The 13,794-nt window shown below is 52.1% G+C and carries 8 protein-coding genes and 1 rRNA gene; all 9 read right to left on the bottom strand.

Translation table 11 applies throughout. From position 1 onward, the window contains the following. Positions 1-424: 424 nt before the first annotated feature. The 9 genes from GYMC52_RS00050 to dnaA all read right to left on the bottom strand — a co-directional run bounded on the left by GYMC52_RS00050 (position 425) and on the right by dnaA (position 13,746). Positions 425-1,982: ribosomal RNA gene (locus tag GYMC52_RS00050) — 16S ribosomal RNA — on the bottom strand. A gap of 385 nt (positions 1,983-2,367) precedes the next feature. Continuing rightward, positions 2,368-3,435, bottom strand: a complete 1,068-nt coding sequence (locus GYMC52_RS00045) for an HD-GYP domain-containing protein (RefSeq protein WP_012820421.1) — start codon at positions 3,433-3,435, stop codon at positions 2,368-2,370. A 146-nt stretch (positions 3,436-3,581) separates the two neighbouring features. Then, a complete protein-coding gene (gene gyrA / locus GYMC52_RS00040) occupies positions 3,582-6,038 on the bottom strand; it encodes a DNA gyrase subunit A (RefSeq protein ID WP_011229522.1) in 2,457 nt (818 codons plus the stop codon). Positions 6,039-6,188: 150 nt separating this feature from the next. Then, positions 6,189-8,111, bottom strand: a complete 1,923-nt coding sequence (gene gyrB / locus GYMC52_RS00035) for a DNA topoisomerase (ATP-hydrolyzing) subunit B (RefSeq protein WP_012820420.1) — start codon at positions 8,109-8,111, stop codon at positions 6,189-6,191. A 46-nt stretch (positions 8,112-8,157) separates the two neighbouring features. Then, positions 8,158-9,276 (bottom strand): DNA replication/repair protein RecF, encoded by a 1,119-nt coding sequence (gene recF / locus GYMC52_RS00030; RefSeq protein WP_012820419.1) that lies wholly within the window; start codon positions 9,274-9,276, stop codon positions 8,158-8,160. Between the two features lie 11 nt (positions 9,277-9,287). Next, on the bottom strand, positions 9,288-9,518 hold the full coding sequence (gene yaaA, locus GYMC52_RS00025) for a S4 domain-containing protein YaaA (RefSeq protein ID WP_012820418.1): 231 nt from the start codon (positions 9,516-9,518) through the stop codon (positions 9,288-9,290). A gap of 100 nt (positions 9,519-9,618) precedes the next feature. Continuing rightward, positions 9,619-10,806 carry an IS701 family transposase gene (locus GYMC52_RS00020; protein ID WP_012820547.1) on the bottom strand — a complete coding sequence of 396 codons (1,188 nt, stop codon included), beginning with the start codon at positions 10,804-10,806 and terminating at the stop codon, positions 9,619-9,621. A 278-nt stretch (positions 10,807-11,084) separates the two neighbouring features. Next, on the bottom strand, positions 11,085-12,221 hold the full coding sequence (dnaN, locus tag GYMC52_RS00015) for a DNA polymerase III subunit beta (RefSeq protein ID WP_012820417.1): 1,137 nt from the start codon (positions 12,219-12,221) through the stop codon (positions 11,085-11,087). A 172-nt stretch (positions 12,222-12,393) separates the two neighbouring features. Next, the gene (dnaA, locus tag GYMC52_RS00010; RefSeq protein WP_012820416.1) at positions 12,394-13,746 is read right to left on the bottom strand and encodes a chromosomal replication initiator protein DnaA; all 1,353 of its coding nucleotides are present in this window, start codon (positions 13,744-13,746) and stop codon (positions 12,394-12,396) included. Between the last annotated feature and the right edge of the window lie 48 nt (positions 13,747-13,794).

The raw sequence follows: 13,794 nt of genomic DNA, 5'->3' as shown, positions 1-13,794 counted from the left end.
AAAACGAAACAAGGCTGCTGCCTTGAGTCAGCTTCTTTGCGGCCTTGCGCCGAGGAATCCAGCTCCGCTGAATCACTCGCAGACGCAGGCGCAAAACAACCGAGAGAATAACCAATTCCCTCAAAACCAAACAAAACAGCAAGCGTCATTATAATCAAACTGATAGGTTTTGTCAAGAAATTCTGTCTAGCTCCGGCTCGCCGCCGCTCGGGGTCAAATAACCTTCGCCTTCGGGATTGTAAATCCCTCTAGGCGAAGAACATTTGCCCATCGCGGCGAAACGCTCGCCTTCGCTTTTCTCCCTGTCTAGCTCCGGCCGCCATCGGCTCGCGACGCTTCGGTCCTGCTGCGGCGGGCTAAGCCCGCTCGCAGGCCCTCCAGCGCACCTCGCCGATAGGCGGGCGGCCTCCGCTTTTCTCCTTAGAAAGGAGGTGATCCAGCCGCACCTTCCGGTACGGCTACCTTGTTACGACTTCACCCCAATCACTTGCCCCACCTTCGGCGGCTGGCTCCCTTGCGGGTTGCCTCACCGACTTCGGGTGTTGCAAGCTCTCGTGGTGTGACGGGCGGTGTGTACAAGGCCCGGGAACGTATTCACCGCGGCATGCTGATCCGCGATTACTAGCGATTCCGGCTTCATGCAGGCGAGTTGCAGCCTGCAATCCGAACTGAGAGCGGCTTTTTGGGATTCGCTCCCCCTCGCGGGTTCGCAGCCCTTTGTACCGCCCATTGTAGCACGTGTGTAGCCCAGGTCATAAGGGGCATGATGATTTGACGTCATCCCCACCTTCCTCCGACTTGTCGCCGGCAGTCCCTCTAGAGTGCCCAACTGAATGCTGGCAACTAGAGGCGAGGGTTGCGCTCGTTGCGGGACTTAACCCAACATCTCACGACACGAGCTGACGACAACCATGCACCACCTGTCACCCTGTCCCCCCGAAGGGGGAACGCCCAATCTCTTGGGTTGTCAGGGGATGTCAAGACCTGGTAAGGTTCTTCGCGTTGCTTCGAATTAAACCACATGCTCCACCGCTTGTGCGGGCCCCCGTCAATTCCTTTGAGTTTCAGCCTTGCGGCCGTACTCCCCAGGCGGAGTGCTTATCGCGTTAGCTGCAGCACTAAAGGGTGTGACCCCTCTAACACTTAGCACTCATCGTTTACGGCGTGGACTACCAGGGTATCTAATCCTGTTTGCTCCCCACGCTTTCGCGCCTCAGCGTCAGTTGCAGGCCAGAGAGCCGCCTTCGCCACTGGTGTTCCTCCACATCTCTACGCATTTCACCGCTACACGTGGAATTCCGCTCTCCTCTCCTGCACTCAAGTCCCCCAGTTTCCAATGACCCTCCATGGTTGAGCCGTGGGCTTTCACATCAGACTTAAGGGACCGCCTGCGCGCGCTTTACGCCCAATAATTCCGGACAACGCTCGCCCCCTACGTATTACCGCGGCTGCTGGCACGTAGTTAGCCGGGGCTTCCTCGTGAGGTACCGTCACCGCGCCGCCCTCTTCGAACGGCGCCCCTTCGTCCCTCACAACAGAGCTTTACGACCCGAAGGCCTTCTTCGCTCACGCGGCGTCGCTCCGTCAGGCTTTCGCCCATTGCGGAAGATTCCCTACTGCTGCCTCCCGTAGGAGTCTGGGCCGTGTCTCAGTCCCAGTGTGGCCGGTCACCCTCTCAGGCCGGCTACGCATCGTCGCCTTGGTGAGCCGTTACCTCACCAACTAGCTAATGCGCCGCGGGCCCATCCGCAAGTGACAGCCAAAGGCCGCCTTTCAACCAAAGACCATGCGGTCTTCGGTGTTATCCGGTATTAGCTCCGGTTTCCCGGAGTTATCCCGGTCTTGCGGGCAGGTTGCCCACGTGTTACTCACCCGTCCGCCGCTGACCAAACCAGAGCAAGCTCCGATCCGGTCCGCTCGACTTGCATGTATTAGGCACGCCGCCAGCGTTCGTCCTGAGCCAGGATCAAACTCTCCAAAAGAAAGTTGATTGGCTTTTCGGATTGTCCAGCTTCGGCGCCTCGCTCTCTTCTGCCAAATCACCTTCTACCTCGGGGTGCAAGCACCCCTCGAGGTGAAGAACATTTGGCTTCGAGATCGCCAGGATGGCGATATTTCGCCGTTGCCCGCAGGACGCGGGCTGCCTTTAGGCGAAATTACGGCGCCTCCGCTTTTCTTATGACGCTTGCGTTTTGTTTAGTTTTCAAGGAGCTTTTTCGCTGTCCCTTAATGATGACAGCTATTAAATAATAACCCATGGACAACGAAAAGTCAACAACTTTTTTATTTCTTTACCGTCACAAGCAATGTTGATTGTATCATGTGGATGTTGTTTAGGCAATAGTATTTTTTTGGAACTGACACTGATCAACCTTGCACCATTTCCTCGATATATATGTCCCGCTGAACGCTTAGTGACAGCAACTGTCCAGTTTCGATGATCTTGACGATCGGCCGGGCTGGCTCGTCCGAAGGAATAAACATCACTTCAGCCATTTCGCCGTTGGAGAGTTTGACGACAGCTCCTGTTTGTAGGCCGATGAGATTGTTCACCAGCGCGGCGACAGCTTCTGTACTCAGTTTGCCGAACTGCTCCCTTTGCATCGTTTCAATGGCCCGAAACGGCGACTGTTTGCGACGGTATAACCGTTCTGAAGTCATGGCATGGTAGACATCAGCGACGGCGACGATCTGGCTGTAAGGGTGAATTCTTTCTGCTTTTACTCCGAGCGGGTAGCCGCTGCCGTCATTTCGTTCATGATGCTGCAACACGGCAAGTTTTGCCCCATGGTTTAGCGCAGGGATTTTTTGCACCATGCGGTAGCTGAAGACAGGGTGCTGCTTTACTTCATTGAACTCGGCTTCAGTGAGCGCTGACGGATTTGTCAAAATTCTCTTACTTACTTTCGCCATGCCACAGTCTGCTAGCACACCGGCAAGGGCGATTTGGTGGCATTCCCCTTCGCTGTATCCAAGCTGCATGGCCAAAAAGCCCGCGAGCAGCCCGACGCTGACGGCATGATGGTGCAAATATTCGTCCTTTGTTGCGTAATGATGCAACATAAGCAACTCCCGTTTTTGGCCCGCCATTCGTTCAAAAAGCGAAATGATGACCCCTCTGATTTCGCCGATATCAACCGGCAAACCGGCTTGCCACGATTGAAACCATGTTTTGTATCGTTGGACCGCCTCTAAGTAGAAGGCCATCGGCTGTTTGGCAGCAGCCGTTGATGCGGAATCGACGTTGGGAAATGGTTCACCGTTAGCAAGCAATGGTTCAACGTCCACTTCCTCAACGAGGAATTTTTCAAGTACGAGTAGCAACGGTTTCGTGATCACGGTGTTTTTCGGTATAATTGGACGTTTCGTCTTGCCGAGCACATCTTCAGCGAGCACGCATCCTTCGCGAAGCTGGGAGCGTTTCACACGGACCATCGATTAGTGCCCCCTTTGTCTTTTTTTTCTCTGTATTTCTATCGTAACATGATTTTGGCCGCGATGGCAGGCTTTTGAAACAGAAAAACGACGCCCCGCGCCTATAGGCGAAGCGCCGTTTCCGTTAGGCTGAATGATCTTCTTCTTTATTCCTCGTCCCTTTCTTCCTCAGGCACTTTCGCCACCGTAGCGACGCACTCATGCCCATCTTCGCCAGAGAGGCGAATGAGCTTAACGCCTTGGGCGATTCTTCCCGTCCGAGAAATATCGCTGACGGCAATGCGAATGAGCACGCCGCCGGTCGTGATCACCATGACGTCTTCATTGCCGACGACGGTTGTCACCGCAACGACAGGACCGTTTTTATCCGTGACGTTGCACGTTTTCAATCCTTTGCCCCCGCGGCTTTGCACGCGGTATTCCGAGGCCGGAGTGCGCTTGCCGAACCCTTTTTTCGTGACGACAAGCACATCATGATGGTCTTCTAAAATTTCCATGCCAACTACTTCATCCCCGTCATCAAGCGTGATCGCTTTGACTCCAGTCGCGCTGCGGCCCATCGCCCGCACGTCGGTTTCCGGAAAACGGATGAGCATGCCGTTTTTCGTACCGATGATCAAATGCTTTTTGCCATCCGTCAGCCGGACAGAAATCAGTTCATCCCCTTCGCGCAAATGGATGGCGATAAGCCCGTTGTTGCGAATATGGGCGAACGCTGAAAGCGGGGAACGTTTGGCAATTCCTTGCTTTGTCGCAAACACGAGGTAGCGTTCATCGCTAAACTCGCTTTCAATCGGAATCATGGCGTTGATCCACTCATCTTTATCGAGCTCAAGCAAGTTGATGATCGGCAGCCCTTTGGCTGTGCGGCCGAATTCCGGAATCTCGTAGCCTTTTGCCTGATATACTTTCCCTTTATTCGTGAAAAACAGCACGGTGTCATGAGTCGACGTAATGAGCAAATGTTCGACAAAATCGTCTTCCGCCGTATGCATGCCTTGCACGCCCCGTCCGCCGCGTTTTTGGCTCCGGTACGTCGATAAAGGCAAGCGCTTGATGTAGCCTTTATGAGTAAGCGTGATGACGACATGCTCTTGTGGAATTAAATCCTCGTCATCGAACTGCTCAACGGCTCCTGAAACGATTTCCGTGCGCCGCTCATCGTTGAACCGCTCCTTAATTTCGCTCAGTTCATCGCGAATGATTTGCAATACTTTCTCTTCGTCGGCCAATACGCCTCTCAGTTCTGCGATCAGACGGACAAGGTCTTGGTATTCTTGTTCGATTTTTTCCCGCTCAAGGCCGGTTAACCGTTGCAGGCGCATATCCAAAATCGCCTGCGCTTGCCGTTCACTGAGTGAGAACCGCGCCATCAGCCCTTCGCGCGCCGCCTCCGTTGTCTGTGAGCGGCGGATGAGGTCGATCACTTCATCCAAATGGTCAAGGGCGATGCGCAACCCTTCCAGAATGTGAGCACGCGCCTCGGCTTTTTTCAGCTCAAACGCCGTCCGCCGGCGGATGACGGTTTTTTGATGGTTTAAATAATGCTCCAAACACTCTTTTAAGTTCAGCACTTTCGGCTCGCCGTTTACCAAAGCAAGCATGTTGATGCCAAAACTCGTTTGCAATGCCGTATGTTTGTACAAATTGTTCAACACAACCTTCGCGTTGGCATCGCGCCGCACTTCGATAACGATGCGCATGCCGCTCCGATCCGACTCGTCGCGCAAGTCGGTGATGCCGTCAATTTTTTTGTCGCGCACAAGTTCGGCGATCCGCTCGATCAGTTTCGCCTTGTTTACTTGGTAAGGGAGCTCGGTCACAATGATCGTTTCCTTGCCGTTTGGCTGCTGCTCGATTTCGGCCTTGGCGCGCAATGTAATGGAGCCGCGACCCGTTTCGTACGCCTTGCGGATGCCGCTGCGGCCGATAATTTGTCCAGCGGTTGGAAAGTCAGGTCCTGGGATGTATTCCATCAAATCGGCAACCGTCATCTCCGGATTTTGGCTTAATGCCAACAAGGCATCAATCACTTCGCCAAGCTGGTGCGGCGGAATGTTCGTCGCCATTCCGACAGCGATGCCGGATGAACCGTTGACAAGCAAATTAGGAAACCGGGACGGCAGCACGACCGGTTCTTTTTCCGAACCGTCATAGTTGTCTTGATAGTCGATCGTGTCTTTGTTGATATCGCGCAAAAGCTCCATGGCGATTTTCGACATGCGCGCTTCCGTGTAGCGCATCGCTGCTGCCGCGTCGCCGTCAATCGATCCGAAGTTGCCATGTCCGTCGACAAGCATGTAGCGGTAGTTGAAATCTTGCGCCATGCGCACCATCGTGTCATACACGGCGGCATCCCCGTGCGGATGATATTTCCCGATCACTTCGCCGACGATGCGAGCCGACTTTTTATACGGTTTATCGGCAGTCATGCCGAGGTCGTGCATGGCATATAAAATGCGGCGATGCACCGGCTTCAGCCCGTCGCGCACGTCCGGCAGGGCGCGCGAAACGATGACGCTCATCGCATAGTCAAGAAACGAAGAACGCATTTCCTGGCTGATGTTCACTTCGCGGATGCGCGGTTGTTCGTGTTCTGCCATTCGTTCAAACCTCCCTTTGAAACCTCCTCCAGTCCGGACCGCCCGGCCAGGCGGACGCGGACGGACGGCGGGCGCCGCTTCGCTCGCGCGCCGGGTGTCCCCGTCGGCAAGGTGAAGCGAGGAGGGCGGCTGATTCCCTCTTTTTTTATCCTAAATGTCCAAGTTTTTCACATAACGGGCATTTTCTTCGATGAACTGGCGGCGCGGCTCAACTTTATCGCCCATTAAAATTTCAAACGTTTCATCTGCGTCAATGGCGTCTTGCAAGCTCACTTGCAGCAACGTTCTCGTTTCCGGATTCATCGTCGTTTCCCAAAGTTGCTCCGGATTCATTTCGCCCAGTCCTTTATAGCGTTGAATCGTCGGTTTTGGCTGGTCCGGCAGCTCGGCAAGGATTTTCTCAAGCTGGCGGTCGTTGTAAGCATAACGCACCTGTTTTCCCTGCTCGATTTTATACAGCGGCGGCTGAGCGATATAAATGTAGCCGTGTTCAATCAATTCCCGCATATAACGGTAAAAAAATGTTAAAAGAAGCGTACGAATATGGGCCCCGTCAACATCGGCGTCGGTCATGATGATGACCTTATGGTAACGCGCCTTTGAGATGTCAAACTCTTCGCCAATGCCCGTGCCAAGGGCGGTAATAATCGCCCGCACCTCATTGTTCGACAAAATTTTGTCCAAGCGCGCTTTTTCCACGTTAAGGATTTTCCCGCGCAGCGGCAAAATCGCTTGGAAATGGCGGTCGCGCCCTTGTTTCGCGGAGCCGCCGGCCGAATCGCCCTCGACGACGTACAGCTCGCTGATCGACGGGTCTCTTGACGAACAGTCAGCCAGTTTGCCCGGCAAATTGGAAATTTCAAGCGCACTTTTGCGCCGCGTCAGTTCGCGCGCTTTTTTCGCCGCCAGCCGCGCCCGCGCCGCCATCATTCCTTTTTCGACGATTTTTCGGGCAATCGTCGGATTTTCAAGCAAAAACGTTTCAAATTGTTCGGAAAAGACAGCGTCGGTCACCGTGCGCGCATCGCTGTTGCCGAGCTTCGTTTTCGTTTGCCCTTCAAACTGCGGCGATGGATGCTTGATCGACACGATGGCCGTCAGCCCTTCGCGCACATCTTCGCCAGTCAAATTCGCGTCGTTTTCTTTAAAAATTTGCTGCTTGCGAGCGTAATCATTGATAATGCGCGTCAGCGCCATTTTAAAGCCAGATTCATGTGTGCCGCCTTCATGCGTATGAATGTTGTTGACAAACGAATAAATATTGCTCGTATAGCCGTCGTTGTACTGCAAGGCGATTTCTACGGCAATGCCGTCACGCTCGCCAGCGATATAAATTGGCTCTTCGTGCAGCACTTCTCGTGTTCGGTTCAAATGACGGACGTATGAACGAATGCCGCCTTCGTAAACATATTCGTTTTTTCGGCTGTCAACCCGTTCGTCCGTCAGCGTGATTTTTAAGCCGCGATTTAGAAAGGCGAGCTCACGCAACCGAGTGGCCAGCGTTTCATAGTCAAATTCGGTCGTCTCAGTGAAAATTTCCGGGTCCGGCTTAAAACGGGTCGTCGTTCCGGTCCGGTCTGTCTCGCCGATGACTTGCAAGTCGGTGCACGGTTCTCCGCGCTCGTACCGCTGGTAATGGATTTTTCCATCCCGATAGACATACACTTCAAGCCATTCCGATAAGGCGTTGACGACCGAAGCGCCAACGCCGTGCAAGCCGCCGGACACTTTATAGCCCCCTCCGCCAAATTTCCCACCGGCATGAAGGACGGTCATAATGACTTCGACGGCGGGACGCCCGGTCGCCTCGTGAATGTCAACCGGAATGCCACGCCCGTTGTCGGCGACGGTGATGCTGTTGTCTTTGCCGATCGTCACATCGATGTTTGTGCAATAGCCCGCCAACGCCTCGTCGATGCTGTTGTCGACGATTTCCCAAACGAGATGGTGCAGTCCTTTCGGCCCCGTCGAGCCGATGTACATCCCCGGGCGCTTGCGGACCGCTTCAAGGCCTTCAAGCACTTGGATTTGGCTTGCATCGTACGTCTGCTCAACCCGTTGTTCCATTGTCATGCCTGATCACCTACGCTTTCTTTGCAAACGTTCAACGGTCTCGCGGTCAAGAAGGAGCGGTTACCGAACCAGAATGGACTCGATAAATGGCCGCTTCTTGAATGATATCGTGCTTAATGCCGTCAATGCTTGTTGTTGTGACAAAAGTTTGCACTTTTTTCCGGATGGCATCAAGGAGGTGGGTTTGCCGAAAGTCATCAAGTTCTGACAACACATCATCCAGCAATAAAATGGGGTAATCGCCTAACTCGGAAAAGATGAGCTCAAGTTCTGCCAGCTTGACCGCTAGCGCGGTTGTACGTTGTTGCCCCTGGGAACCGAAAGTTTGCACGTTTTTTCCATTCACGAAAAACGCGATGTCATCGCGATGCGGGCCGACCAACGTTGTTCCCCGCAGAACTTCCCGTTCCCTCATGGCGGCGAACGTTTCACTGTATGCTTCTACTATTCTCGACAATTCCGCCTTTTCTGATACGTCGACCGACGGTTCGTATCGGATGCAAAGCTGTTCGGCGCCGCGGCTGATTTCATAGTGGATTGGCATCGCCCATTGCTCAAGCAGCGACAAAAACTGGCGGCGCCGCAGCGTAATTTTGGCCGCCAGCAATACAAGCTGCTCAGTTAACACATCAAGAACCGCCTCATCGCTCCGCTCGCGCGCCTGCATCATTTTTAAGTAATGATTGCGTTGTTGCAGCAGCTTTTGGTATTGGCTCAAATCATGTATATACACAGGCGACACTTGTCCGATTTCCATATCGACAAATCGGCGCCGCACTTGCGGACTTCCCTTGACTAAATTCAAGTCTTCGGGAGCGAACATGACGACATTCAAATGGCCGACGTATTGGCTGAGCCGTTGCTGTTCAATATGGTTGCATCTTGCTTTTTTTCCTTTTTTTGAAATAAGCAACTCAAGCGTTAACGACCCGCTTCGTTTTTCCGCTCTTCCTTCTATTTTAGCATACTCTTCATTCCAACGGATAAGGTCTTTATCGTTGGACGTGCGGTGCGACTTCGCCATAGCCAAAACATAAATGGCCTCCATCATGTTCGTCTTTCCTTGGGCATTTTCTCCTAAGATGACGTTCACGCCCTCGCCGAAATTCAGCGTTTCATACTCATAATTCCGGTAATTCGTCAACGTTAAGTTGGTCAAAAACACCGAACCTTCACCTACTCCGCTTTTACGACGACGAACGTGCCAAACGGTTCAATGTCGATCCGGTCGCCGTCTCTCAGCTTTCGCCCGCGCCGGTTTTCCCGTTCTCCATTGACAAGCACGTGATGTTCCTGCAAAAACCATTTGGCCGCACCGCCAGTATCGATCAATCGCACAAGTTTCAAAAGCTGCCCCAGCGTAATCGTTTCCGTTGTAATCGTCACCCGTTGTTCCATCCGTGTCATCGCTCGCTTTCCTTCAAACTGCCTATTCTTTTATTTTACTGTAGATGAGCATTTTTCATTACAATAATTTCCATGATTAGAGAGACAAACAGGGTACCCCTTACGCGATACGGAGCTGTTTTTTGATCACATCAATGGGAATATCTTGCTTCGCAGCGTCATAAATGAACTCGACGACGCTGTGGTCTTTCCGCGACCGAAGAAGCTCCAGCCCGGCGGAGAGGTTTTGTCGGGATTCGGCGATGCTATACACGCAGGCCAACAGCACCACCGCCCAATACCGTTTCACCGCCCGAATGTGGCGAACGCGGTATCCATCAAGCTTCAGTTGATCTTTCGCCTGCCGGAAAAAGCACTCGATCGTCCAACGCTGAGCATAGTAACGCAAGATGTCTTCGTCGCTCAGCTCCCGATCGGTGCTCAAGACGACATGGAGATGTTCCGGCGCCATCGGCTGATCCGCCTTCCAAGCCAGCAGCACCACCGCGTCATCGAGGCCATGGATCGCCCCCTCATAGCGATACACGCGGTAACGCTCCTTCCCCACCGTGACGAGGCGGGTGTCTTCGGACTCGACATAGCGGGCGAACTGCTTGGCTTGGATGGCGATGCCTTTCGGGTAGAGAATCCGGTTCGTCTTGAGCATGGCGATGACATGGAATCCCTGTTTCAAGCAGGCTTCAATGAGCTTTTTGGACGGATACCACGAATCCATGAGCACATACACCGGCTGAGCCCGCTTCACTTTGAGCGAAGAAAGCATCTCGATGGCCAGGTCGATCTTGCTTTTTCCCGCTTTCTTGTCATACAGGCGGAACGCAAACGGAAACGCTTGTGTCAAGGTGTGCACCATCAGCCAAACGAGCGAATGCCCCCAAACCGATTGATGATCTTTATGCGAGTAGTGCCAGTCGCACCCTTGAATGGCGTGCGTTGCCCGTGACGAAGGCTTCGTTTTTTGGCAAATCGTATCATCAATCGAGACAAAAAGAGGCTGATTCTTTCGCTCGACCAGGCGCTCGATTCGGCGGAGGATCCACTCTTGAAGCTTCCCAAGCAGCCTTTCCTCATCCCAAGGGCTTTTCGTGAAAAAGTGACTGAGCGTCGTTCGATGATTCGGATGAAAGCTCCAGTGATGAATATCGGTCAATGTTCCCGAGAATCCCTTGGTGGTCAAGGCATCGACGATATGAATGAGATGCTTGATGACCGGTTTGGAAAGCTGCAGCGTCAACCCCAAAGTGAAGAAAAACTTGTGGATTCCTTGGTGATGTGCTAATCTATTCATGAGACATGAACCTCCTTGTGTGAATGGGTTTTGAGCACATCTATTTTACCCAAGGAGTCCGGTTCATGTCTCCTTTTTTGTTTGGTTGTCAATTTATGTTAGTGAATTTGCTCATCTACAGTATTTTACCGGAAAATCCGCCCACTCGCAAAGAAAGCCGATGGGAAGGATGGGCATAGATGTTGCCCGCCTTCTCATCGGACTTGAGAAAAAGCAGCGTTGTCGGGCGGCTTTTGCCCTTGACGCTGAATGGTTTTCGCCAATAGGAGGGCGGTGGGTCAATATGTTCTCACCGGCAAAATGAGCTGAAGCATCGAATCGGTATGAAGCGGGCGCAACAGGAACGGCCGCATGGCCCCAGTGAAGCTGATTTGAATGTCTGTTCCATCAAGCGCCCGCAACGCGTCCATCATATATTTCGCGCTGAACGAAATGTTCAACTCTTCCCCTTCAAGAGACTCCGTTTGCAGCTGCTCCGTCACTTTCCCGATCTCCGGAGAAATCGAAGAAATTTCGAGCATTCCTCCAGGAAGCGTCGTCAGTTTCACAACGTTGTTCCTTCCTTCTCGAGCAAGCAAGGACGCTCGGTCGATTGCCTGCAGAAACTCTTTTGCATTGACGATCATGGTCGTTTTGCTTTCTGTTGGAATCAAGCGGGCCGTCTCCGGATAGTTGCCGTCAAGCAGCCGGGAAAAGAAGAGAAGGTGCTCGGCCTTAAATAGCACTTGATTGGCTGTCATGACGATGTCCACCGGGTGGTTGCCGTCATCCAAAATTTTGCTGAGCTCATTAAGACTTTTTCCAGGGATGACGACGTTGTATGATACTTCATTTTCCGACTCAATTTTCACTTTGCGCATGGCTAAGCGATGACTGTCGGTCGCTGTGCAGACAAGCTCGCCATGTTCAACTTTCCAGTTGACACCTGTCAAGATTGGGCGCGTTTCCGATGTAGAAACGGCGAACACCGTTTGCCGAATCACGGTTTTCAATAAATCAGCCGGGATTTGAAACACGTTTTCTTCTTCAATTTGCGGCAGGCGCGGATATTCGTCGGCGTTTAGCCCATTGAGGCGGAATTCTGAGTGCCCCGAGCGGATGATCGTCAAAAAGTTGTCTTCCCTTTCGATTTCCACCGTTTGTTGCGGCAGTTTTTTCACGATTTCAGAGAAAAAGCGCGCCTGCAGTACGATGCTCCCCGGTCTTTTCACATCAACGAGCAACTTGCCTTCTTTTTCAAGCGGAATAAACGATTCAATTGAAATGTCGGAATCGCTTCCGGTCAGCGTTACTCCCGAGGCGGTTGCTGTTAGTTTGATTCCGGTCAAAATCGGAATCGTCGTTCTTGTCGATACGGCTTTCATCACGTCTTGGACGCTCTTGGCCAACGCTTCGCGGTCAATGGAAATGTTCACGTTGCTGTTCCTCCCCGTTTCTTTAGATCGTCGGAAATAAATTATGAAAATATAAAAACAAAAACCGTAGTACTAGTCGTATGGCTTGTTAGTATGTGGATAAACAAAAAAAGCGAAGCAAGCACAGCCTGTCCACATGTGGATAAGCTGTGCATAAAACCGAGACAGTTGTTCACAGTTGCTTCAGCTTTTCTTGAATCTCTTGTATATGCCTTTGCAGCTGCGTATCGGTTTGCAAAAGCTTTGATATTTTTTCATGGGCGTGGATGACGGTTGTATGATCGCGTCCCCCAAATTCATCGCCGATTTTCGGCAACGAACAGTCGGTCAGTTCGCGGGAGAGATACATGGCAATTTGCCGAGGGAACGCGACCGATTTTGTTCGCTTTTTTGCTTTAAAATCTTCCATCTTGATGTTGAAATGCTGTCCAACAACGCGCTGAATGTCTTGAATCGTGATTACCTTCGGCTTTGCGCTCGGGATGATGTCTTTCAATGCCTCTGCTGCCAAGTCAGCGGTGATCTCTTTGTTGATGAGCGACGAATAAGCGACGACGCGAATGAGAGCGCCCTCAAGCTCGCGGATGTTCGAGTCAATTTGATTGGCGATATAAAGCATTACCTCGTTTGGAATGTCAAACCCCTCCGCCTTCGCCTTTTTGCGGAGGATAGCGATCCGCGTCTCCAAATCAGGCGGCGTAATGTCGGTGATGAGCCCCCACTCAAAGCGCGAACGCAAGCGGTCTTCGAGTGTTGGGATTTCTTTCGGCGGTCGATCGCTTGAGATGACGATTTGCTTGCTCTCCTCGTGCAGCGTATTAAACGTATGGAAAAATTCTTCTTGCGTTTGTTCTTTTCCGGCCAAAAACTGAATATCATCGATCAGTAGGACGTCAACGTTCCGATACTTGTTGCGAAAGTCGTCAGGGCGGTTGTCTCGGATGGCGTTAATAAACTCATTCGTAAATTTCTCTGAAGATAAATAGACCACTTTCGCCGATGGGTTATGTTCAATCACGTAATGGCCGATCGCGTGCATTAAGTGTGTTTTTCCAAGTCCGACGCCGCCATAGATAAACAAGGGGTTGTATGCTTTGGCCGGAGCCTCAGCGACCGCCAGTGAAGCGGCATGGGCGAACCGGTTGCCGGAGCCGATGACAAACGTATCGAACGTGTATTTCGGATTTAACATGCTTTGTGGGAAATCGTTTGTCTCTTCATACGGTTTCCGTTGCTTTTTCTTAGATGACTGGAACTCTAGTTCTTCATCATCCTGATTTGGCGGAATGATAAACTTGACGGCCAATTCTTCGCCCGTGATGGTGTAGATCGTTTCCGCAATCAAATGAGAGTAGCGAGAATCAAGCCAATCTCTAGCAAACTCGTTCGGGGCTACGATGACGAGCGTGTCACCTCGTAAAGAGTGGGCTTTTGTTGACTTGAGCCAAGTTTCAAAGCTCGGCTTGCTGATTTTTTGTTCAATCTCCGCGAGCACGTGATCCCATAAGTCATGGATATTTTCCACCCGTTGCCCCTCCCTTAAGTCAGAGGATGATCGTTTGTTTAAAAAAAT

This window comes from Geobacillus sp. Y412MC52 (assembly GCF_000174795.2).
GTDB lineage: Bacteria > Bacillota > Bacilli > Bacillales > Anoxybacillaceae > Geobacillus > Geobacillus thermoleovorans.
Note: the sequence above shows the minus strand (reverse complement) of the source record. Positions and strands in the feature narration are given on the sequence as shown.

What these genes read in the sequence shown, in the direction of transcription:
- yaaA (WP_012820418.1), bottom strand. Translation starts at nt 9,518, where the DNA reads ATGACACGGATGGAACAACGGGTGACGATTACAACGGAAACGATTACG.
- GYMC52_RS00045 (WP_012820421.1), bottom strand. Translation starts at nt 3,435, where the DNA reads ATGGTCCGTGTGAAACGCTCCCAGCTTCGCGAAGGATGCGTGCTCGCT.
- GYMC52_RS00020 (WP_012820547.1), bottom strand. Translation starts at nt 10,806, where the DNA reads ATGAATAGATTAGCACATCACCAAGGAATCCACAAGTTTTTCTTCACT.
- gyrA (WP_011229522.1), bottom strand. Translation starts at nt 6,038, where the DNA reads ATGGCAGAACACGAACAACCGCGCATCCGCGAAGTGAACATCAGCCAG.
- gyrB (WP_012820420.1), bottom strand. Translation starts at nt 8,111, where the DNA reads ATGACAATGGAACAACGGGTTGAGCAGACGTACGATGCAAGCCAAATC.